The following is a 20,168-nucleotide window of genomic DNA, read 5'->3' as shown; positions in this document are numbered from 1 at the left end:
TCGAAAATTTGTTCGCCGACCGCTGTAACCTCGAATGGTTCCGCTTCGTACTTGCCCATGACCGAGCGGCGACGAGCCGCCTCGGCGCGAAACGCCAAGGAGAACTTCCATGAACCGCACCGCTTCCGCCGCCCTGGCCGCCATCTTCGCCCTCAGCGCCGGCGTCTCGATGGCCGCCGCCGACGAACACATGGGCAAGGGCGACACCGAAAAGTGCTACGGCGTGGCCAAGGCCGGCCAGAACGACTGCAAGGCGGGCGCTGGCACCTCGTGCGCCGGCACCTCGAAGGTCGACTACCAGGGCGACGCCTGGAAGATGGTCAAGAAGGGCACCTGCGCCACGATCAAGACCCCCAAGGGCATGGGCTCGCTGACGCCGAAGGCCTGATCCGCCGTTCCCCGCCGACCTCCCCGGCGAACGCCGGGGCCCAGATCCCAAGACGCTGGAGCTGATTGGAATGGCTCAGAGCTTTTGGAGCCCGCTTCAGCGTCTTTCCATCTGGGTCCCGGCATTCGCCGGGAAATCGGGTTCTGAGAGAATGACAATGCCCCCCACCGCCGGCCTTGGCCTGAAACCCGAGCACTACGCCGACGCCCTCGCGGCGGAAGCTAAGGGCCTGTGGTTCGAGGTCCATCCCGAGAACTACATGTCGGCCGGCGGTCCGAGGCTGTCGGCGCTGGAGGCGATCCGCCAGCGCCGGCCGCTGTCGCTGCACGGCGTGGGCCTCTCGCTGGCCGCCGACGCCGATCCGGACGCCGAACACCTGGCCGCGTTGAAGCGCCTGGTCGATCGGTTCGAGCCGTTCGTCGTGTCCGAGCACCTGGCCTGGTCGACCCATCGCGGCGCGCACCAACCCGACCTGCTGCCCTTCCCGCGCACCCGGGCGGCGCTGACCCGCATCGCCGACAATATCGACCAGATGCAGACGGCGCTGGGTCGCCGCGTGCTGATCGAGAACCCGTCGCTGTACCTGCCACTCACGGGCAACGACCTGGACGAGGTCGACTTCCTGAAGGCGTTGGTCCAACGCACCGGCTGCGGCCTGCTGGTCGACGTCAACAACGTCTTCGTCAGCGCCAGCAACCTCGGCTACAGCGCCGAGTCCTATCTGGACGCTCTTCCCGCCGAGGCGATCGGCGAGATCCACCTGGCGGGTCACGGCCCCGACGCCGGCGGTTCCGGGCTACTGATTGACACCCACGGCGCGCCGGTGGCCGAGCCCGTGTGGACCCTCTACCGCCGCCTGATCCGCCGCGTCGGCCCGCGCCCGACGCTGATCGAGCGGGATGACGACATTCCCGCCTTCGCGACGCTGATGGCCGAGCGCGACCGCGCCGCCGCCGAGCTCTCCGCCCTGGAGATGGCGGATGCCTGAGCTGCTCGATTTCCAGGACGCCTTCGTCGCCGCGATCGGCGGCCAGCGCGCGGCCCTGTCGCCCTGGCTGGCGGATGAGGATCATCCGGGCCTGGCGGTCTATCGCAACACCATCGTCAAGGGCTGCGTCGACGCCCTGGCGGCCAACTTCCCGACGGTCCAGTCGATGGTCGGCGAGGACTGGTTCCGCGCCGTCGCCGCCCTGTTCGCCCGCGAAGCGCCGCCGGCCAGCGCCACCCTGCTGGACTATGGCGAGGCCTTCCCCGTCTGGCTGGAGCGCTTCCCGCCGGCCGCGGACCTACCGTATCTGGCGGGGGCCGCCCACCTCGACCGGCTCTGGACCGAGGCGCTGTTCGCCGCCGAGACCCGCGCACTGGACGTCGACGCGCTGTCGCGCCTCGCGCCCGAGGTTCTGGCCGAGACCCGTCTTAGCCTCCACCCCAGCGTCCGCTTCGCCGCCTTCGACGCGGGCCTGCCCAGCCTGTGGCGCGCGGCCCGCGACGGCGCCGAGGACCTGGAGCTTTCCGAGACGCCGGAGACCCTGCTGCTGGTCCGTCGTGGCGAGGTCGTCTCCAGCCGGGTGGTCGGCGCCGCCGAGACCGCGTTCTTGCGCGCCTGCCGCCAGGACCTCACCGCTGGCGAGGCCGCCGAAGCGGCCGCAACCGCCGATTCCAGTTCCTCGCTTCCTCCGCTTTTCGCCGCTTTGATCGCCGACGGCGTGTTCGCCGGCCCTCTCTAAAGGACACCGCCATGACCGCCTTTTCGACGGCGCTTCGCGCGCCGATGACCCTGCTCGCCCGTACCGTTGAAAAACTGCTGCCCGAGGATCTGCTGCTGCTTGTCGCACGCCTGGGCGTTGCGTCGGTCTTCTTCCTGTCGGGCCGCACCAAGGTCGACGGGATCCTGCACATCACCGACGGGACCTACGCCCTGTTCGAGAGCGAATATAACGTGCCGCTGCTGCCGCCCGAGATCGCCGCCCACGTGGCGACCTATTCGGAGCACCTGTTCTCGATCCTGCTGGTGCTGGGCCTGTTCACCCGCGTCTCGGCCCTGGCGTTCCTGGGCATGACGGCGGTGATCGAGATCTTCGTCTATCCGGACGCGTGGCCCACCCACCTGTCGTGGGCGGGCCTGCTGCTGCCGCTGATCGCGCGCGGCGGCGGGCGGTTCGGACTGGACCGTTTGCTGAAGATCCCTTGAGCCAAAAGGCCTAGTGGATCGTGGGCGCGCGCGGCACCGGCCTGCGCCACAGCTGGGAGCTCAGCGCGTTGGCCAAGCCCACCCAGCCGAGGTCCGGCGCCGTGCCGCCGCCGACCTTGCGCGCCTCGATCGCATAGGCCGCCGAGGCCGCCAGCGAGGCGGTCGCGGCGCTGAGCTGGCCGCCCAGGCGCTTGGCGCCCAGGCCCAGCCACAGGGCGTTGAAGCCCTGCACCAGGCTCCAGATCGTCAGGGCGCGGGGGTGCGGGCGGGGCTGGACGGGGCGTTCCAGGTGCGCAGACCCGAAAGGGTCATGGCGATGAACAGCGGCGGCAGCAGCAGGCTGGTCAGCGGCTTGGGCTGGTGGGCCACCGGCTCGTGCATTTCAGCGAACTCGACGGCGTACATCTCGTCGTCCAGCACCTTCTCGTGCCGCCGGCCCATCACCAGGGCCGCGACGATCGCACCGCCGGCCAGGGCCGCGCCTACGGCGATCTGACCGGCCGGATGGAAGTCCTTCCGATGCTCCAGTTCGAACGCCTCGCGGCCGGCCAGAGCGCGCTCGCGCGACTTTCCGTGGGCGATGTGCATGGCGGAACTCCCTATTGTACTCGCAAGGTCAAACAGCCCAGCTGGGCCTTGGTTCCAGGGCGGCCGGGCTCGCCTCATCATGGCGCGATCCTCGCGCGGCGCCACCCGAAAATGCCGCCGAAACGGCGCCGCGGGATCCGGTCGGAGAGACCCGAAGACTCCCTGCGTCAATTTGACGCAGGCCCGTTCGACACTCGCAAGAACCTTGCGCGGAAAGGGACTCCGGGCGGGCAAAGCACCCCAATATGGGTAGGCGCTTCGGCCGATTAAGACCGAGTTCACGCCTGATGTGGCGTTTCTAGCCTCCTGTTTTGGGGAGTAGGCGCTATGCGTCTGAAGTTGTCCGGGGCCATGAGCCTTTTCGGCGCGGCCTTGGCCGTTGGGCTTGTTCTGCTGACCGCTGGGTCGTGGAACGCGATCGCCAACCAGAGGATCGGGGGGCCGCTGTATCGGCAGATCGTCGCGGGCAAGGATCTGACCGCCGACATCCTGCCGCCGCCCATGTACGTCATCGAGGCCTATCTCGACGCGCAGACCGCCTATTTCACCCGCACGCCCGACTCCGCGCGCTGGGCCGCGGGCGAACTCAAGCGCTTGCGGAGCGAATATGACGCGCGCACGACCTACTGGCGCGCGTCCGACTTCGACCCGAAGGTCAAACAGATTTTGCTCGTGGACTCCGACGTCCAAGCCAAGCAGATGCTCGCCGCCGCCGACCGCCTCGTCGCCGCCGTCGAGGTGGGCGATCAGGCGACCGCCGACGCCGCCTACGCCGAACTCAAGATCGCCTACGCCGCCCACCGCGCCCAGGTCGACAAGGCCACGCCGGTGATCGCGTCCGACAACGCCGCCGTCGAGGCTTACGCGCATCGCAAGCAGCTGTGGGACGTGGGCCTGATGGCGGGCCTGACCCTGTTGCTGGGCGGCCTGATTTTCGGTGGGATCTGGGCCCTGCGCCGCGCCGTCGTGCGCCCGGTCGAAGCCATCACCGACTACATGGCCAAGCTGGCCAAGGGCGACTACGAGAACGAGGTCCCCTTCGCCAACCGCTCGGACGAGCTGGGAGACATGGCCAAGTCGATCGCCGTCTTCCGCGAGGCCGCGCTGGAACGCCGCGCGATGCGGGATCGCGAGGACCAGGCCCGCATGGACTCCGAACACAGCCGCGCCGCGGCCGAAGCCGAGCGACGCGCGGCCGAGGAAGCGCGTCGCGACGCCATGGACGGCCTCGCCCAAGGCCTCGCCAACCTGGCCAACGGCCAGATCGGCGTGCGTCTGAACAAGGCCTTCCACGCCGATTACGAACGCCTGCGCCACGACTTCAACGCCACGGCCGAGACCCTGAACGCCACGCTCGGCGACATCGGGACCTCGTCGCGCGGCGTCCATGTCGGCGCGGCCGAGATCGCCCAGGCCGCCGACGACCTGTCGCGCCGGACCGAGCAGCAGGCCGCCAGCCTGGAAGAGACCGCGGCGGCCCTCAACGAAATCACCGGCGCCGTGCGTCAGGCGGCCGACAGCGCCGGCCGCGCCAATGGCATGGTCGACGCCGCTCGCGAGGAAGCCCGCGCGACAGAGGTGTCGGTGCGCGACGCCGTCATCGCCGTGCGCGAGATCGAGACCGCCTCGTCACAGATCGGCCAGATCATCGGGGTGATCGACGAGATCGCCTTCCAGACCAATCTGCTGGCCCTGAACGCCGGCGTCGAAGCGGCCCGCGCCGGCGAAAGCGGCAAGGGCTTCGCCGTCGTTGCGCAGGAAGTCCGGGCCCTGGCTCAGCGCTCGGCCGACGCCGCCAAGGAAATCAAGGTTCTGATCGGCGCGGCAACCGACAAGGTCGAGGTCGGCGTCACCCTGGTCGACCGCACCGGCTCGGCTCTGGGCAGCATCATCCAGCGCGTCAGCGACATCTCCGAGCTGGTGGCCGAGATCGCCACGGCCGCGCAGGAACAGGCCCTGAGCCTCGGCCAGGTCAACAGCGCCGTGAATCAGATGGACCAGATGACCCAGCAGAACGCGGCGATGGTCGAGCAGACCACCGCTGCGGCGCACTCGCTGAAGGGCGAGGCCTCGCGCCTGGGCGAACTGGTCGAGAAGTTCGACGATCAGCCGACGCGACAGCGCGCCGCCTGACCGCCTTCGCGGCGGGCGCCGCGTGAGCTACGAGGGTCGCATGACGCTCGCCATCCGCCCCGCCCAGACGGCCGAACTCGACGCGATCCGCGCTCTTGAACGTGGCTCGTCCCGCCGTTTCATCGGCGTGATGGATGCGCTGGCCGGCGACGAGCCAACGCCCTGGGACGTGCTCACGGCCCGTGTCGCCGCGAATGGGCTGCTGGCGGCGACTCTCGATGAGGCGTTGGCGGCGTTCGTGATGTTCCGCCCGCTGGAGGACAGCCTCTACATCGAACAGATCGACGTGGATCCGCGGTTCGAGGGACGCCGGATCGGCGCGGCCCTGATCGACGCCGTGGCCCAGCGCGCAGCGGCGACGGGGCGGGCCCGCCTGACGCTCTCGACCTTCCGCGATGTGCCCTGGAACGCGCCGTACTACAGGCGGTTGGGATTTCTCGACATTCCCGACGACGCGCTCTCGGACGCCTTGCGCGCGGTGCGGCGAGAGCATGTGGCGCGCGGCCTCGACGAAGGCGCGCGCCTGTTCATGCAGCGGCCGATCTAGGCGCGGCTAGGACGGCAGCTCGCCCATGGCCGACTGCAGGTAGTTGGCTTCGCCCAGCGACTTGACCAGCGACAGCTGGGTCTCGAGGAAGTCGATGTGCTCCTCGGTGTCGCTGAGGATCTCACGCAGCAGCTCACGGCTGACATAGTCGCGGGCCTGTTCGCACTGGATGATGCCCGGGATCAGGGTCTCGCGACCGCCCAGCTCGACCTGGAGGTCGGAATTCAGGCACTCGGGCACGGTCTCGCCGATCTTCAGCTTGTGCAGGTCCTGGAGGTTCGGAAGACCTTCCAGGAACAGGATGCGGTTGATCAGCATGTCGGCGTGCTTCATCTCGCCGATCGACTCGTCATAGGTGATCTTGCCGAGGCGCTTGAAGCCCCAGTTGTCGTACATCCGCGCGTGCAGGAAGTACTGGTTGACCGCCGTCAGCTCGTTGGTGAGGACCGCGTTGAGCAGTCGGATAATGCCGGGATCGCCCTGCATGGCGGCCTCCTTCAGAGTCGTTGTCGGCCGGAACCTGGGGCAAGCCGTGGCGGCCTTCAACATGAATATGTGCGAGTGTTTCGCGCTCTCACGGAAATCCGTGCAAGTGCTTCGCGATCTCTGAATTTGCCGGAGTTTCGCCGTTACTCGGCGGCGTAGGCTAGCGCCTCGCGGTTTTCCTGGATCATCTGGCGCATCTCACAGACGCACTTGGCGCACTGGGCCTGGCAGCCGTGATGGCGGAAAATCTCCACCGGGCGCTGGGCGCCGGCGTCGATGGCGGCGCGCACCTGGCGCTCGCGGATGCCGTTACAATTGCAGACGTACAAGGAAGAACGCCCTACCGAATGAGTTTCATTCTCATCTAGCCCAATGCCGGGGCTTTTGCAACTGACTCTCATTGCGATGCGCCTGCGACATCTACTCCCCGGGCGCGATTTGGCCTAAAGCCACCCCATGACGCTCGACTGCCGCCTCTACCTGATCACCCCGCCCGCCCTGTCCGACCTGGCCGGTTTCGGCCGGACGCTGGCCCAGGCGCTCGAAGGCGGCGACGTGGCCGCCCTGCAGATCCGGCTGAAGGACGCGCCAGACGAGGTGGTGGCCGCCGCCGTCGACGTCCTGGCCCCGATCGCCCAAGCGCGCGACGTCGCCGTGATCCTGAACGACCGCCCGGATCTGGCCGCCCGCCTCGCCGTCGATGGCGTCCACATCGGCCAGTCCGACATGCCCTACAAGGACGCCCGCAAGCTGATGGGCCAGAGGATGATCGGGGTCACCTGCCACGACAGCCGGCACCTGGCCATGGAGGCGTCCGAGGCCGGCGCGGACTACGTCGCCTTCGGCGCCTTCTTCCCGACCACGACCAAGGACGCCCCGACCACCGCCGATCCCGAAATCCTGACGATCTGGCAGGAGACGATGGAGACGCCGTGCGTGGCGATCGGCGGGATCACCGCCGACAACGCAACCGGCCTGGCGGCGGCGGGCGCGGACTTCCTGGCCGTATCAGCCGGGGTCTGGGCCCATCCGGAAGGTCCCGCCGCCGCGGTCGCCGCCCTGAACGCCGCCATCGCCGACGGCCTCGCGGCGCGCCGGGAAGCCCGCCAGCAATCCCCTAAGTAAAACGAGGTCGCCAGGCCGCCTTGTGACGCGCCGCACACAGGCCTAGCGTCCTCTCCAGCGAACAAAGCCTGGGGAGGACGCTCGACATGAAGCGGCTCGTAGTGTGTTTGCTTAGCTTACCGGCTCTGGCCTTCTCGACGGCCTCGACCGCCGAGACCTGGAAACTGGCGCCGGGCGAAACCAAGACCTATTACGACGCGGACTTTTCCCGCGTGGATCAGGCCACAGGCCTGATCGTCACCCGCATCGCCGAGGGCAAGGGCGTCGGCCCCTATCGCGACTGGCCGGCCAGCAAGGGTCCGATCCTGTTGTTCGCGCTGGACTGCGCGGCGGACAAGTGGATGGACCTCGGCATGGACTTCGACGGAACCAAGGGTCTGCCCAAGGGCTGGCGCAAGGAAGCCAAGATCGAGGACATCTCCGGCGCGGTCGGCAAGGCCGGCAAGCTGTTGTGCGAGACCAAGGACAGCCTGCCGAAGGTGGAGCTGCCCTAGGCGACGGCATAAGTCTACAAACCGTGTCATCCCGGCCGTAGCGAAGCGAAGACGGGATGACACGGCGTTGATTATGCCCCGGTTAACCCCTTCGAATCCGCCCGCCTTGCCTTCGCGCCTGTGGACGACTAGGTTCCGCGCCCGTTCTTTCACACCGTCGACCTACCGCTCCGCCGCCGGACTTTCCGGCCGGCGTCGACGGCTTTCATTGAGGATAGTCCGCCCGTGGCCACGCCTTCCGCCCTTCTGAACGTCATGATCGACGCGGCCCGGAAGGCCGCCCGTGGCCTGGCCCGCGACTTCGGCGAAGTCACCGAACTGCAGGTCTCCAAGAAGGGCGCGGCGGACTTCGTCACCAACGCCGACCTCAAGGCCGAGCAGACCCTGTTCGAGATCCTGACCAAGGCCCGCCCGGGCTACAGCTTCCTGGGCGAAGAGCGCGGCATGATCGAGGGCACCGACAAGACCCACACCTGGATCGTCGACCCGCTGGACGGCACCACCAACTTCATGCACGCCATCCCGCACTTCGCGGTCAACATCGCCCTGCAGCGCGAGGGCGAAGGCATCGTCGCCGGCGTGACCTATAACCCGATCAGCAACGACCTCTTCTGGGTCGAGAAGGGCAAGGGCGCGTTCCTCGGCGCCGAGAAGCGTCTGCGCGTCGCCGCCCGCCGCCACCTGGATGAGAGCGTCCTGGCCACGGGCGTTCCGTTCGCCGGCAAGCCCGGCCACGGCCAGTTCCTGAAGGAGCTGCACCAGGTCAGCCAGAAGGTCGCCGGCGTGCGCCGCTTCGGCTCGGCCGCCCTGGATCTCGCCTGGGTCGCCGCCGGCCGCTTCGACGCCTACTGGGAGCGCAACCTCAATCCGTGGGATGTCGCGGCCGGGATCCTGATGATCCAGGAATCGGGCGGCAAGATCTCCACGATCGACGAGAGCGATCTCGACCTCGTGTCCGGCAAGTCGATCCTGGCCTCGAACCAGGACCTGCACCCGCAGATCCTGGAACGCCTGCGGGCGGCTTAGAGTCCGACTCAGCGCCCCCTCCACCGCTTCGCGGTCCCCCTCCCCCGTTTTACGGGGGAGGATGATAACGCTCCCTCCTCACCCGCATCGCGGGGGAGGTGGCGCGGCGCGAATACGCGCCGTGACGGAGGGGGCGTTCCCCCTAGCCAAACCGTCACATCCGCGCGCTAAATCGCGCCCCATGACCCTGCTGACCCGTCGCGCCCTGACCACCGCCGCCCTCGCCGGCACGTTCCTTCCGGGCTTCGCCCGCGCCCAGAGCCGCAAGCCGATCGTCATCGGCCACCGCGGCTGCAGCGGCGAGCGCCCCGAGCACACAGTCCTGGCCTATGAGCGCGCCATCGAGCAGGGCGCGGACTTCATCGAGCCGGACCTGGTCCCCACCAAGGACGGCCACCTCGTCGCGCGCCACGAGAACGAGATCGGCGGCACGACCGACGTCGCCAGCCGCCCCGAGTTCGCCGCCCGCAAGGCCACCAAGACCATCGACGGCCAGTCGGTCACCGGCTGGTTCACCGAGGACTTCACCCTCGCCGAGCTGAAGACCCTGCGCGCCCGCGAACGCCTGCCGCAGTTGCGCCCCGCCAACACCGCCTATGACGGCCAGGCCCAGTTGCTGACCTTCGAGGAAGTGGTCGCCATCGCCCGCGCCGGCAGCCAGCGCACCGGCCGGACGATCGGCGTCTATCCCGAGCTGAAGCACCCGACCTATTTCGCCTCGATCGGCCTGCCCACCGAGGACCGCCTCGTCGCCAAGCTGAAGGCGCTGGACCTGAACTCGGCCACCGCGCCGGTGTTCGTGCAGTGCTTCGAAGTCGGGCCTCTCAAGCGCCTGCGGGCCAAGACCCCCGCGCGCCTGGTGTTCCTGGTCGCCGGCGAAGGCGGGCCCGCCGACCTGCCGACCGTCAAGTACGCCGACCTCGTCACCGCCCAGGGCCTGAAGGACGTGGCCGTCTACGCCGACGGCCTGGGCCCGGAAAAGACCATGGTCGTCCCGCAGGACGCCAACGCCCTGCTGCCGGCCACCGACCTCGTCAAGAACGCCCACGCCGCGGGCCTCGTCGTCCACCCCTGGACGGTGCGCGCCGAGAACTACTTCCTGCCCGCGACCTTGCGGAAAGGCGATCCCAAGGACCCGGCCTTCCTGGCCCAGCACGGCGACGCCATCGCGGTGCTGAAGGCGCTGTACGCGGCGGGCGTCGACGGGGTGTTCAGCGACTTCCCCGCCCTGGCGGTCGCCGCGCGAGGCTAGAACGGCCGAGCTTGCCGAACCGGGGCGGAACGGTGCAGCGTGCCGCCTTCGATCGTTCGGGTGAGTATCATGACGTTCCGCCACGCCGCCGCGTCCCTCGCGGCCATCGCCACGCTGTCACTCGGCGCCATCTCGCCCGCCCTCGCCTCGCCCGGCTCCGAACTGCTGGACAAGATCGCCGTCGACTTCGTGCGCCTGACCCTAGAGGCCGGAGAGCGCGAACCCGGCTATGTCGACGCCTACTATGGTCCCCGCGAATATCAGACCGCCGCCAAGCTGGCGCCGCGCCCGGTCTCGGTGCTGCGCAAGGAAGCCGATCGCCTGCAGGACCTGCTGGCGCATGCGCCGGACAAGCAGCTCACCGCCGACCAGCGCCGCCGCAAGCTGTTCCTGAAAGGTCAGGTCAAGGCGGCGCAGACGCGGCTGGCCATGCTGGCCGGCGACAAGTTCAGCTTCCAGGACGAGGCCCAGGGCCTGTTCGGCGTCCGTCCCGCGATCAAGCCGCTGAACACCTACGATCCGATCCTGGCGCGCCTCGACAAGCTGGTCCCCGGCAAGGGTGATCTGGCCGCCCGCGTTGACGCGTTCCAGGCCAATTACGTGATCCCGACCGACCGCCTCGAGCCGGTGATGAAGGCCGGCATCGCCGCCTGCAAGGCCAAGACCGAAGAGCACATCAAGCTGCCCGAGGGCGAGCGCTTCGACCTGTCGTTCGTCACCAAGAAGCCCTGGAGCGGCTACAACTGGTACCAGGGCGGCGCCCACAGCCTGATCGAGATCAACACCGACCTGCCGATCTACATCAGCCGCGCCTTGGACCTGGGCTGCCACGAGGGCTATCCGGGCCACCACGTGCTGAACGCCCTGCTGGAAGAGAAGCTGACCAAGGGCAAGGGCTGGGTGGAGTTCAGCGTCTATCCGCTGTTCTCGCCGCAGTCGCTGATCGCCGAGGGCAGCGCCAACTACGGCATCGCCCTGGCCTTCCCCGGCAAGACCAAGACCGACTTCGAGCGCGACAAGCTCTATCCGCTGGCGGGCCTGGATCCCAAGACGGCGGCGGCCTATGGCGCGCTGATGGACGCCAAGGCCGCCCTGGCCCAGAGCGAGATCACCATCGCGGCGGCCTATCTGGACGGCAAGATGACCAAGCCGCAGGCCGTGAAGGCCCTGGCCAAGTACGGACTGACGTCCGTGGCCCGCGCCGAGAAGCGCCTGTCGTTCATCGAGGCCTACCGCGCCTACATCATCAACTACAGCCTGGGTCAGGACCTGGTCCGCGCCCACGTCGAACGCACGGGCAAGAGCGAGTCCGCGCGCTGGGCGGCCATGGAACGCGTGATCAGCGAGCCGACGACGCCCGCGGATTTGGCGAAGTAGAGCGCCAGGGCCGAGAGCGGCGTTTTTGGCGTAGGCCGAGCTGAATCCCGGCGCATGCTGAGGCCCTCCCCATGGAGGACTTCACATGCCCAAGGCGTTTCAAGTCTCCCTCGCTCCGCGTCAGCTTACCCAGACCATCAATCCGTGGAGCTGGACGTTCGGCGACTTCAGCCTGTTCAGCATCAATCTCGGCCAGTCCGCCGCGCCCGGCGTCGAGAGCCGCGTGCTCGCCGAGGTCGGCAGCTACGGCCGCCAGATCGGCCGCATCAGCGACGCGCTCAAGGTCCTGCTGGACTGGGCGGAGGCCCAGCCGAATGGGCTGTCCGGAAACGATCCGGCGATCAGGGCCCTGCGTCTTCAGATCGAGCACGTCGACGTGATCAAGCGCGAAGAAGGGACGTGACGGCTACGCCGCCTCGACCCCGAACTGCAGTCGGGCCAGGCGGGCGTAGAGGCCGCCCTTGGCGAAAAGCTCGGCGTGCGTGCCCTGCTCGACCACGCGCCCCTCCTCCATGACCACGATCCGGTCAGCCTTGAGCACCGTGGCCAGGCGGTGGGCGATGACGAGCGTCGTGCGACCTTCCATGGCGGCGGTCAGGGCCTGTTGCACCAGGCGCTCGCTCTCGGCGTCGAGGGCGCTGGTGGCCTCGTCCAGCAGCAGGATCGGCGCCTCGCGGGCCAGGGCGCGGGCGATGGCCAGGCGCTGGCGCTGGCCGCCCGACAGGGTCTTGGCGCGTTCGCCCACAGGGGTGTCGAAGCCTTGCGGCAGGGCCGACAGGAAGCCCGCGGCCTGGGCGGCCTCGGCGGCGGCCTTCAGCTCGGCGTCGGAGGCGTCCGCGCGGCCAAAGCGGATGTTGTCGAGGGCCGAACCCGAGAACAGCGGCGAGTCCTGGGCGACCAGGGCCATGCGGGCCCGGACCTCGGCGGGGTCGGCGTCGCGCAGGTTCACGCCGTCCAGGCGGATATCTCCAGACTGGGGGTCGTAGAACCTCAAAAGGAGCCGCAGGACGGTGCTCTTGCCGGCGCCCGAGGGGCCGACCAGGGCGACGGTCTCGCCGGCCTTCACCGCAAGATCAAAGCCGTTCAGCGCCGGAAGGTCCGGGCGGCCCGGATAGGCGAAGGTCACGTTCTCGAAGGCGATCTCGCCACGCGCGGGCGTCGGCAGCGGCTTGGGAACGGCGGGGGCCGCGATGCTCGGGCGCGCATTCAGCAGGTCGGAGATACGGTCCATGGCGCCCGAGGCCTTCTGGACGTCGCCCCACACCTCGCCGAGGGCGCCGATCGAGCCGGCCGCCATCACCGCCAGCATGGCGAACTGGGCCAGGGTGCCGCCGGTCATTTCGCCCGACAGCACCAGGCGCGCGCCGGTCCACAGCAGCAGGGTGATGCCGCCGAACGCCAGGATGATGACCATGGCGGTCATGGTGGCGCGGGTGGTGATCCGCTTGACGGAGGCCTTGTAGGCAGCCTCCACCGCGCCGGCGAAGCGGGCCGACGACGCCTTCTCGCGGCCGAAGGCCTGCACCGTCTCCAGGGCGTCCAGGCTCTCGCCCGCATAGCCGACGGCGTCGGCGAAGCGATCCTGGGCCGTGACGGTCAGCTTGCGGACCCGCCGACCGACCAGGAACATCGGCGCCAGGATCACCGGCACCATCGCCACGATGAAGCCCGCCAGCTTGGGCGAGACCACCGCCATGTAGCCAAGCCCGCCCACGAGGCTGAGGATATTGCGCAGCGCGATCGAGGCCGAGGCGCCGACCAGTTGCTCAATCAGGGCGACGTCGGTCGTCAGCCGCGACAGAACCTCGCCGGTGCGGGTCTTGAGGAAATATTCCTGGTCCAGCGTCAGGGTGTGGCCATAGAGCGCGCGGCGTACGTCCGCCACCACCCGCTCGCCCAGTCGCGTGATGAAAAAGAATCGCAGCGCCGTCGCCACCGCCAGCACCATGGCCACAGCGCCCAGGCCGACAAAGGCGCTGTTGATCTCGGAGCCCTGCCCCTTGGCGAATCCGTGATCGATGACCTCCTTGAAGGCCGCGGTGAGGCCCAGGGTCGCGCCGGTCGAAAACAGCAGGAAGAAGGCCGCGGCCAGGCCGTCGCCCTTGTGGGCGGCCACGAACGGCAGCAGGTGGGCCAGCGGACGGATGTCCTTGCGGCGCGGCCGCCGGGCCTTGGCCTCGGCCATGCCCTGGACCAATTCCGCCCCCGCGCCGGGGCGGCCTTCGGCCTTTTGGTCGCCGGCGGTCACGTCGGTCATCAACTGTCCCTTGCCAAAATCGCGCGCGTTCTTTATAGCCGCGCGTCTTCGAGGGCCACCCCGCGCGTGCGCGGTTTGGCGCTTACCCCATTCTCACTCGCCGGCTTAGTCGGTCTGGATCGCCGCCATGAAACAAGACATTCACCCCGACTACCACTTCATCACCGTCACCCTGACCGACGGTTCGAGCTACAAGACCCGCTCGACCTACGGCAAGGAAGGCGCGACGCTCGCGCTCGACATCGATCCGCGCACCCATCCGGCGTGGACGGGCGGCAACGCCCAGCTGATGGACCGTGGCGGCCGCGTCTCGCGCTTCAACGCCAAGTTCGCCGGCTTCACCGGCAAGAAGTAAGAAGCTTCGCGCTTCTCGCCGTAAGGGCGACGGAAAGCCGGCTCCGCGCATCGCGGGCCGGCTTTTTCTGTGTCTGGGGCCAGAGAGTGCGCTCCCTCCGGCCCTCCGGGCCACCTCCCCCGTGTTCCGGGGGATGATGAGGAAGCTCCCTCCTCACCCGTAAAACGGGGGAGGTGGATCGGCGCGGATACGCGACGAGACGGAGGGGCGTCCCCCTCAGTCCCCCTGCACCTCGTACGGATCATCCCCGCGATCGCGCATCAGGTCGGTCGCCGTGAAGTCCAGTGCGTCTTCGGCGTCGTCGAAGCACAGCTCCGAGACCGTCTGGTCGCGCACCGAGATCCCCGCCTTGTGGGTGCTTTCCGGATCGCCGGTGACCAGCGGGTGCCATTGCGGCAGGTCTTTGCCCTCGTGCAGGCGCCGGTAGGCGCAGGAGCGCGGCATCCACTCCAGGTCCTCGATATTGTAGGGCGTCAGCTTGATGCAGTCCGGCACCGTCTTCTTGCGGTTCGGATAGTCCTTGCAGCGGCACAGGTGCTCGTCGAACAGCTGGCAGTGCACGCGGGTCGGGACGATCTCGCCGGTGTCCTCGTCCTCGAAGCGGACCAGGCAGCACAGGCCGCAGCCGTCGCACAGGCTCTCCCATTCGGGAACGGTCATCTCGGCGAGCGTCTTGGTCCGCCAGAAAGGTTTGCTTGAACTCATGGGCTCGTCCTAAACCCGAATGCCCCGGCGACCAAACAGAGCCTGACCTTAACCGTGACCGACTCGACGCCGCCGACCGACGAGACCCCGCCGCCAGAGGCTCCCGCCGCCGCGCCGCAGCCCGCGGAGCAGCCGCTGCGCCTCGACCCGCGGCCGGCCAGGGCGCGCGGCGCCTGGCGCGTCTGGGCCTGGGTGCTGGGCGGACTGCTCGCCGCGATCGTGGCCGTCGCGCTGGCCGCCGCCGGCGGCGCCTATGTCGTCTGGAACAAGTACCTGAAGGATACGCCGCAGCTGCCGCCACGCGAGGCGCTGTTCGCCCTGAACCGCGCGCCCGCCATCCGCTTCGAGGACCGCTACGGCCAGGTGATCGCCACGCGCGGCCCGCGCTATGGCCGGCGGGTCACGGTCGACGAGCTGCCGCCCTACGTCGCCCAGGCCTTCCTGGCGGCCGAGGACCGCCGCTTCTACCAGCATGGTCCGATCGACGTGCAAGGCGTCTTCCGGGCCGCCTGGATCAACTGGCGGGCCGGCCGCACGGTGCAGGGCGCCTCGACCCTGACCCAGCAGCTGGCCAAGGGCCTGTTCCTCAGCCCCGACCGGGTCATCAAGCGCAAGCTGCAGGAGATGCTGCTGGCCTACCGGCTGGAGCAGGTGCTGACCAAGGACGAGATTCTCGAGATCTACCTGAACCGCATCTATTTCGGCGGGGGCGCCTATGGCCTCGATGGGGCGGCCCAGACCTATTTCGGCAAGTCCGCCAGCCAGCTGACCCTGTCGGAGGCGGCCCTGCTGGCCAGCCTGCCCAAGGCGCCCACGCGCCTGGCCCTGAACCGCGACATGGAGCGCGCCCTGGCCCGCTCGCGGCTGATCCTGGCCAATATGCGCGCCAAGGGCTGGATCACGGCCCGAGAGGAACGCGAGGCGCTGGAGGATCGGCCCTTCCTCTCGTCGGTGGGTCAGGACGAGGGCGACTTCGGCTGGGTGCTGGACTACGCCACCGCCGAGGCGGTCAAGGTCGCCGGGCCCAACGCGCCGGACCTGGTTGTGCGCCTGACGATCGACCCGCTGCTGCAGCGCGAGGCCGCCGAGACCATCCGGCAAACCATCGCGGTCGACGGCCCGGTCTCCGGCGTCTCGCAGGCCGCGCTGCTGTCGCTGTCGTCCGACGGCGCCATCCGGGCGATGATCGGCGGGACCGACTATGTCGAAAGCCCCTTCAACCGCGCCGTCCAGGCGCGGCGCCAGCCCGGCTCGACCTTCAAGCCGTTCGTCTACGCCGCCGCCGTCGAGCACGGCGTGCTGCCGACCGACATCCGCGTCGACGAGCCCGTCAAGTTCGGCGACTGGGCGCCGGAGAACTATGGCGGCGGCTATCGCGGCCCGATGACCGTCGAGCAGGCGCTGATGACGTCGACCAACACCATCGCCGCCCAACTCGGAAGCGAGGTCGGCGGCGCGGCGATCGGCGAGCTCGCCCGCCGGTTCGGGATCAGCAGCCTGCCCGAGACGCCGGACCTGTCGGTGGCGCTCGGCTCCTACGAGGTGAACCTGCTGCAGCTGACCGCCGGCTTCCAGGTCTTCCAGCTGGGCGGGATCCGGCTGGAGCCGTACCTGATCGAGTCGATCGGCACCCAGGGCGGCCAGGAGATCTGGGCCCACCCGCCGCCGGCCGCAGAGCGCCGCGTCTATGACCAGGGCCACGCCAGCATCATGGTGCGGATGATGGAGAAGGTGGTCACCGAGGGCACGGCCCGCCGCGCCGAGTTCGGCCGTCCCGCCGCGGGCAAGACCGGCACCAGCCAGAACTGGCGCGACGCCTGGTTTGTCGGCTTCACGCCGGACTATGTGACCGGCGTCTGGGTCGGCAACGACGACGAGCGGCCGATGAACAAGGTGGTGGGCGGCGACATCCCGGCCGCCGTCTGGCGCCGCTTCATGGTCGCGGCCCACGCCTCCCTGGCCGTCAGCGACTTTCCGTGGCTGCTGGATGATCCCGTGGCCGAGACCAAGCCGGACCCGCGCAACGGCTTCTACGAGACCCTCGCGGCGGAGTTCGCCCGGACGGCGTCGGAACGCGAGGACGCCGGGGCGCCGGCGACCGAGGAGCCGGTGAACTAACCCCTACCGATAAGCCGTCATCGAGGTCGGCCGGTCGGCCGCCCGCGTCGCCCAGGTCTTGTTCGGGGTCGCGCTCATCGTGAACACCAGCTCGCCGCCGGCGACGATCTCCTCATGCTTCAGGAAGGCGCGGGTCAGCGTTTGGCCGTTCAGGGTGACCTTGGCGACGTAGGGCGCGGCGTCGGACATCCCCACCGCGCGCACTGTGAAGCGCTTGCCGTTCGGCAGGTTCAGCGCGGCCTTGTCCACGAACGGGCGACCGATCGCGTATTCGTTCGAGGCCGGCGTGACGGGATAGAAGCCGAGGCTCGTGAACATCAGCCAGGCCGACATCTGGCCCAGGTCGTCATTGCCCGACAGGCCCTCCGGGGTGGGCTTGTACTGGCTGTTCACGATCTGGGTCAGCCGCGCCTGCGTCCGCCACGGCGCGCCGGCGTAGTTGTACATGTAGGCGACGTGGTGGCTGGGCTCGTTGCCATGAATGTACTGGCCGATCAGGCCGGCGATGTCCTCGGCGTGGGAGTAGTCGACCTTGGAGTTGTCGAAGTCGAACATGGCGTCCAGCTTCTTCACGGTCGCCGCGTCGCCGCCCAGCGTCTTGACCACCCCGCCCAGGTCCTGCGGCGCGAACCACGAGTATTGCCAGGCGTTGCCCTCGGTGTAGTCCGAGCCGTAGTTGATGGCGGTCGGGTTGAACGGCTCGCGGTAGGTCCCGTCGCTCTTGCGGGCGCGCAGGAAGCCGGTCTTCGTATCGAAGCTGTTGCGCCAGTAGGCGGCGCGCTTCTCGAAGGTCGCGGCGGTGTCCGCCTGGCCCATGTCGCGGGCCATGCGGGCGATGGTCCAGTCGTCATAGGCGTACTCGACTGTCTTGGAGGCCGCCTCCGGCTCCTTGTCGATCGGGACGTAGCCCAGCTTCATGTAGTCGCCCAGGCCGCCGTAAGGGGCGTAGGTGGCGCTCTTGACCATGGCGTCGAGGGCGGCCTTGCCGTCGTAGCCGCGGATCCCCTTCATCCAGGCGTCGGCGATGACCGGAACGGCGTGATAGCCGATCATCGTCCAGGTCTCCTGGCCGTGGAACTGCCAGACCGGCAGGATCTGGTAGGGGCTCTGGCGCTGCGAGGCGATCAGCGAATTGACCACGTCGTTGGTGTAGTCGGCGGGCTGCACCAGGGTCAGCAGCGGATGCTCGGCCCGGAAGGTGTCCCACAGCGAGAAGGTCGAGTGGAAGGTGAAGGGGCGGCCGTCCAGCTTGCCCTCGTGCACCTGGTCGTCTGGCCCGCGATAGCGGCCGTCGGCGTCGGCGAAGACGCTGGGGGCCAGCAGGGTGTGATAGAGCGCCGTGTAGAGCGTTTTCCGCATCGGGGCCGGAGCCTCGATGTCGACGGCCGCCAGGGCCTTCTCCCAGGCCGCCTTGGCGCGGGCGCGCTGGGCGTCGAAGTCGAAGCCGGGTTCGTCGCTGGCGAGGTTGGCGATCGCCCCGTCCTCGCTGACCGAGGACAGCGCCACCTTGACCGTCAGCGGCCCGTCGAGCTGGCCGAAGTCGAAGACGCCGACTAGCGCCCGGCCCTGGATTTGAGCGCGGTCGTTGGGCGTCCGGCCCGGCTGGGCGAAGCCCTTGTAGGGCACGTCCGTCTCGCGGTTGTGGAAGGCCTGGCCGACCAGCGGCTTGTCGAAGCGAATGGCGAAGAACAGCTTGCGCCCCGGGGCCCAGCCGCGCGTCTCACGATAGCCGGTGATCGTCCCGTCCGGCGCCACGCGCAGGCGCGACCACAAGACCTTGCCCGGATAGTTGTAGATCGAGCTGCGCAGGTCGATCAGCACCTGGGCGCGCTGGCCCTTGGGGAATGCATAGCGGTGCAGGCCCGTGCGCAGGCCGGCGGTCAGCTCGGCGCGCACCTGGCTGTCGCTGAGCGTCACGGCATAGTAGCCCGGCTGGGCGACCTCGCTGTCGTGGCTGTAACGCGAGCGGTAGCCGGATCCCGGCTTGTCCGCCTCGCCCGGCTCCAGCTTGGCCTCGCCGACGACCGGCGTCAGCAGGATGTCGCCGAGGTCGGAGTGGCCCGCGCCCGAGAAGTGGGTGTGCGAGAAGCCCAGGATGGTCGGATCGCCGAAGCGGTAACCTGCGGCGCGGGCGTAGCTTTGCCTGAACGGCAGGATGTCGGTGTCGGGGCTCAGTTGCACCATGCCGAACGGAACCACCGCGCCCGGGAAGGTGTGGCCGTCCCCGCCCGTGCCAATGAAGGGGTCGACGGCCTCATAGGCGCTGGAGGTCTGAGCCAGGGTCGGCGTCGCCGCCAGGATCGAGAGGCTGGCGAGCAGGGCGAGGCGCAGACGCATTCGGAAACTCCGCAACTTGAGCGGAGGCACCCTATCGGCTAGGCGCCGCCTTTCAAGGCCCGGTCCACCGCGGCCAGGGCGTGCAGGGTGGTGGTGTCGAAGACGGGGACAGGACTGTCGGCCTGGCCGATCAGCAGCATGATCTCGGTGCAGCCCAGGATGATCGCCTCGGCGCCGCGCGCTACGAGCCGTTCGATCACCGCCCTGTAGACCTCACGCGAGGCGTCGAGCACTCGGCCCGCCACCAGCTCCTCGTAGATGATCCGATGGACAGCCGCGCGATCCTCGGCCTCGGGCGTGAGCACCGTCAGGCCGTGCTGCGTCTCCAGGCGGCCGCGATAGAAGTCGTGCTCCATGGTGAAGGCGGTGCCCAGCAGGCCGACCGTCGACAGGCCAGCGGCCTTGATCGCCTCTCCCGTCGGGTCGGCGATGTGCAGCAGCGGGATGCGGACCGCGGCCTCGATGGTCTCGGCCTCGCGGTGCATGGTGTTGGTGCAGAGGACCAGGAAGTCGGCCCCTCCCGCCTCCAGCGCGCGGGCCGCGTCGGCCAGCCTCCGCGACAGCTCGGGCCATTGGCCGGCGTGCTGCAGGCGCTCGATCTCGGCGAAGTCGAACGACCACATCAAGGTCCGCGCGGACGCGACGCCGCCCAGCCGATCGCGCACGGCCTCGTTGACCAGCCGATAATACTGGGCCGAGCTTTCCCAGCTCATGCCCCCGATCAGTCCGATCAAGGCTTGTTCGGTCATGGCGAGCTCCGCGCTGTCGACGCGACGCCCTCTAGCAGGC

At 68.9% G+C, this 20,168-nt stretch carries 20 protein-coding genes and 2 pseudogenes; 14 read left to right on the top strand and 8 right to left on the bottom strand.

Annotated features, from left to right (window positions below):
• Window positions 1-109 precede the first annotated feature (109 nt).
• From CSEG_RS03300 to CSEG_RS03285, 4 genes are all read left to right on the top strand, one after another.
• Window positions 110-388, top strand: coding sequence for a BufA1 family periplasmic bufferin-type metallophore (locus CSEG_RS03300; RefSeq protein ID WP_013077846.1), 279 nt, complete (start codon window positions 110-112; stop codon window positions 386-388).
• A 157-nt stretch (window positions 389-545) separates the two neighbouring features.
• Window positions 546-1,376 (top strand): MNIO family bufferin maturase, encoded by an 831-nt coding sequence (gene bufB, locus CSEG_RS03295; protein WP_013077845.1) that lies wholly within the window; start codon window positions 546-548, stop codon window positions 1,374-1,376.
• Window positions 1,369-2,115: an HvfC/BufC N-terminal domain-containing protein gene (locus CSEG_RS03290; RefSeq protein ID WP_013077844.1), complete on the top strand. Its 747-nt coding sequence runs from the start codon at window positions 1,369-1,371 to the stop codon at window positions 2,113-2,115. Before bufB ends, CSEG_RS03290 begins: the two co-directional genes overlap by 8 nt.
• Window positions 2,116-2,126: 11 nt before the next feature.
• Window positions 2,127-2,579 (top strand): DoxX family protein, encoded by a 453-nt coding sequence (locus CSEG_RS03285; RefSeq protein ID WP_013077843.1) that lies wholly within the window; start codon window positions 2,127-2,129, stop codon window positions 2,577-2,579.
• 10 nt (window positions 2,580-2,589) lie between these two features.
• Here CSEG_RS03285 and CSEG_RS03280 read toward each other — a convergent pair.
• Window positions 2,590-3,167 (bottom strand): annotated as a pseudogene (locus tag CSEG_RS03280) (tryptophan-rich sensory protein).
• Window positions 3,168-3,494: 327 nt separating this feature from the next.
• Here CSEG_RS03280 and CSEG_RS03275 point away from each other — a divergent pair.
• On the top strand, window positions 3,495-5,300 hold the full coding sequence (locus CSEG_RS03275; protein WP_013077842.1) for a methyl-accepting chemotaxis protein: 1,806 nt from the start codon (window positions 3,495-3,497) through the stop codon (window positions 5,298-5,300).
• Between the two features lie 40 nt (window positions 5,301-5,340).
• Window positions 5,341-5,847: a GNAT family N-acetyltransferase gene (locus CSEG_RS03270; protein WP_013077841.1), complete on the top strand. Its 507-nt coding sequence runs from the start codon at window positions 5,341-5,343 to the stop codon at window positions 5,845-5,847.
• A gap of 6 nt (window positions 5,848-5,853) precedes the next feature.
• On the opposite strand, the gene bfr is transcribed toward CSEG_RS03270, so the two are convergent.
• Window positions 5,854-6,333, bottom strand: coding sequence for a bacterioferritin (bfr, locus tag CSEG_RS03265; protein ID WP_013077840.1), 480 nt, complete (start codon window positions 6,331-6,333; stop codon window positions 5,854-5,856).
• A gap of 143 nt (window positions 6,334-6,476) precedes the next feature.
• On the bottom strand, window positions 6,477-6,662 hold the full coding sequence (locus CSEG_RS03260; RefSeq protein WP_013077839.1) for a (2Fe-2S)-binding protein: 186 nt from the start codon (window positions 6,660-6,662) through the stop codon (window positions 6,477-6,479).
• A 127-nt stretch (window positions 6,663-6,789) separates the two neighbouring features.
• On the opposite strand from CSEG_RS03260, the gene thiE reads away from it, so the two are divergent.
• From thiE to CSEG_RS03245, 3 genes are all read left to right on the top strand, one after another.
• The gene (gene thiE / locus CSEG_RS03255; RefSeq protein ID WP_013077838.1) at window positions 6,790-7,458 is read left to right on the top strand and encodes a thiamine phosphate synthase; all 669 of its coding nucleotides are present in this window, start codon (window positions 6,790-6,792) and stop codon (window positions 7,456-7,458) included.
• 86 nt (window positions 7,459-7,544) lie between these two features.
• Window positions 7,545-7,952: a hypothetical protein gene (locus CSEG_RS03250; RefSeq protein WP_013077837.1), complete on the top strand. Its 408-nt coding sequence runs from the start codon at window positions 7,545-7,547 to the stop codon at window positions 7,950-7,952.
• 225 nt (window positions 7,953-8,177) lie between these two features.
• Window positions 8,178-8,978 carry an inositol monophosphatase family protein gene (locus CSEG_RS03245; protein ID WP_013077836.1) on the top strand — a complete coding sequence of 267 codons (801 nt, stop codon included), beginning with the start codon at window positions 8,178-8,180 and terminating at the stop codon, window positions 8,976-8,978.
• Between the two features lie 71 nt (window positions 8,979-9,049).
• Here the strand turns inward: CSEG_RS03245 and CSEG_RS23095 are convergent.
• Window positions 9,050-9,118, bottom strand: a pseudogene (locus tag CSEG_RS23095) (hypothetical protein); the annotation flags it as partial.
• Between the two features lie 41 nt (window positions 9,119-9,159).
• On the opposite strand from CSEG_RS23095, the gene CSEG_RS03240 reads away from it, so the two are divergent.
• From CSEG_RS03240 to CSEG_RS03230, 3 genes are all read left to right on the top strand, one after another.
• Window positions 9,160-10,230: a glycerophosphodiester phosphodiesterase gene (locus CSEG_RS03240; RefSeq protein ID WP_013077835.1), complete on the top strand. Its 1,071-nt coding sequence runs from the start codon at window positions 9,160-9,162 to the stop codon at window positions 10,228-10,230.
• A 69-nt stretch (window positions 10,231-10,299) separates the two neighbouring features.
• The gene (locus CSEG_RS03235) at window positions 10,300-11,607 is read left to right on the top strand and encodes a hypothetical protein (protein ID WP_013077834.1); all 1,308 of its coding nucleotides are present in this window, start codon (window positions 10,300-10,302) and stop codon (window positions 11,605-11,607) included.
• Between the two features lie 85 nt (window positions 11,608-11,692).
• On the top strand, window positions 11,693-12,010 hold the full coding sequence (locus CSEG_RS03230; protein ID WP_013077833.1) for a hypothetical protein: 318 nt from the start codon (window positions 11,693-11,695) through the stop codon (window positions 12,008-12,010).
• A gap of 3 nt (window positions 12,011-12,013) precedes the next feature.
• Here CSEG_RS03230 and CSEG_RS03225 read toward each other — a convergent pair whose 3' ends face one another.
• Entirely contained in the window at window positions 12,014-13,867 is a 1,854-nt protein-coding gene (locus tag CSEG_RS03225) for an ABC transporter transmembrane domain-containing protein (protein ID WP_167535114.1), read from the bottom strand.
• A gap of 124 nt (window positions 13,868-13,991) precedes the next feature.
• Here CSEG_RS03225 and rpmE point away from each other — a divergent pair, with 124 nt between their 5' ends.
• Window positions 13,992-14,219 carry a 50S ribosomal protein L31 gene (gene rpmE / locus CSEG_RS03220; RefSeq protein WP_013077831.1) on the top strand — a complete coding sequence of 76 codons (228 nt, stop codon included), beginning with the start codon at window positions 13,992-13,994 and terminating at the stop codon, window positions 14,217-14,219.
• A gap of 216 nt (window positions 14,220-14,435) precedes the next feature.
• On the opposite strand, the gene CSEG_RS03215 is transcribed toward rpmE, so the two are convergent.
• Entirely contained in the window at window positions 14,436-14,924 is a 489-nt protein-coding gene (locus tag CSEG_RS03215) for a YcgN family cysteine cluster protein (RefSeq protein WP_013077830.1), read from the bottom strand.
• A gap of 54 nt (window positions 14,925-14,978) precedes the next feature.
• Here CSEG_RS03215 and pbpC point away from each other — a divergent pair, with 54 nt between their 5' ends.
• Window positions 14,979-17,042, top strand: coding sequence for a multimodular transpeptidase-transglycosylase PbpC (gene pbpC / locus CSEG_RS03210; protein ID WP_013077829.1), 2,064 nt, complete (start codon window positions 14,979-14,981; stop codon window positions 17,040-17,042).
• Window positions 17,043-17,045: 3 nt separating this feature from the next.
• On the opposite strand, the gene CSEG_RS03205 is transcribed toward pbpC, so the two are convergent.
• Together CSEG_RS03205 and CSEG_RS03200 are read right to left on the bottom strand one after the other, a co-directional pair.
• Window positions 17,046-19,379, bottom strand: a complete 2,334-nt coding sequence (locus tag CSEG_RS03205; protein WP_013077828.1) for a GH92 family glycosyl hydrolase — start codon at window positions 19,377-19,379, stop codon at window positions 17,046-17,048.
• 38 nt (window positions 19,380-19,417) lie between these two features.
• A complete protein-coding gene (locus CSEG_RS03200) occupies window positions 19,418-20,128 on the bottom strand; it encodes an aspartate/glutamate racemase family protein (protein WP_013077827.1) in 711 nt (236 codons plus the stop codon).
• Between the last annotated feature and the right edge of the window lie 40 nt (window positions 20,129-20,168).

It is taken from the genome of Caulobacter segnis ATCC 21756 (genome assembly GCF_000092285.1).
Lineage (GTDB): Bacteria > Pseudomonadota > Alphaproteobacteria > Caulobacterales > Caulobacteraceae > Caulobacter > Caulobacter segnis.
Note: the sequence above shows the minus strand (reverse complement) of the source record. Positions and strands in the feature narration are given on the sequence as shown.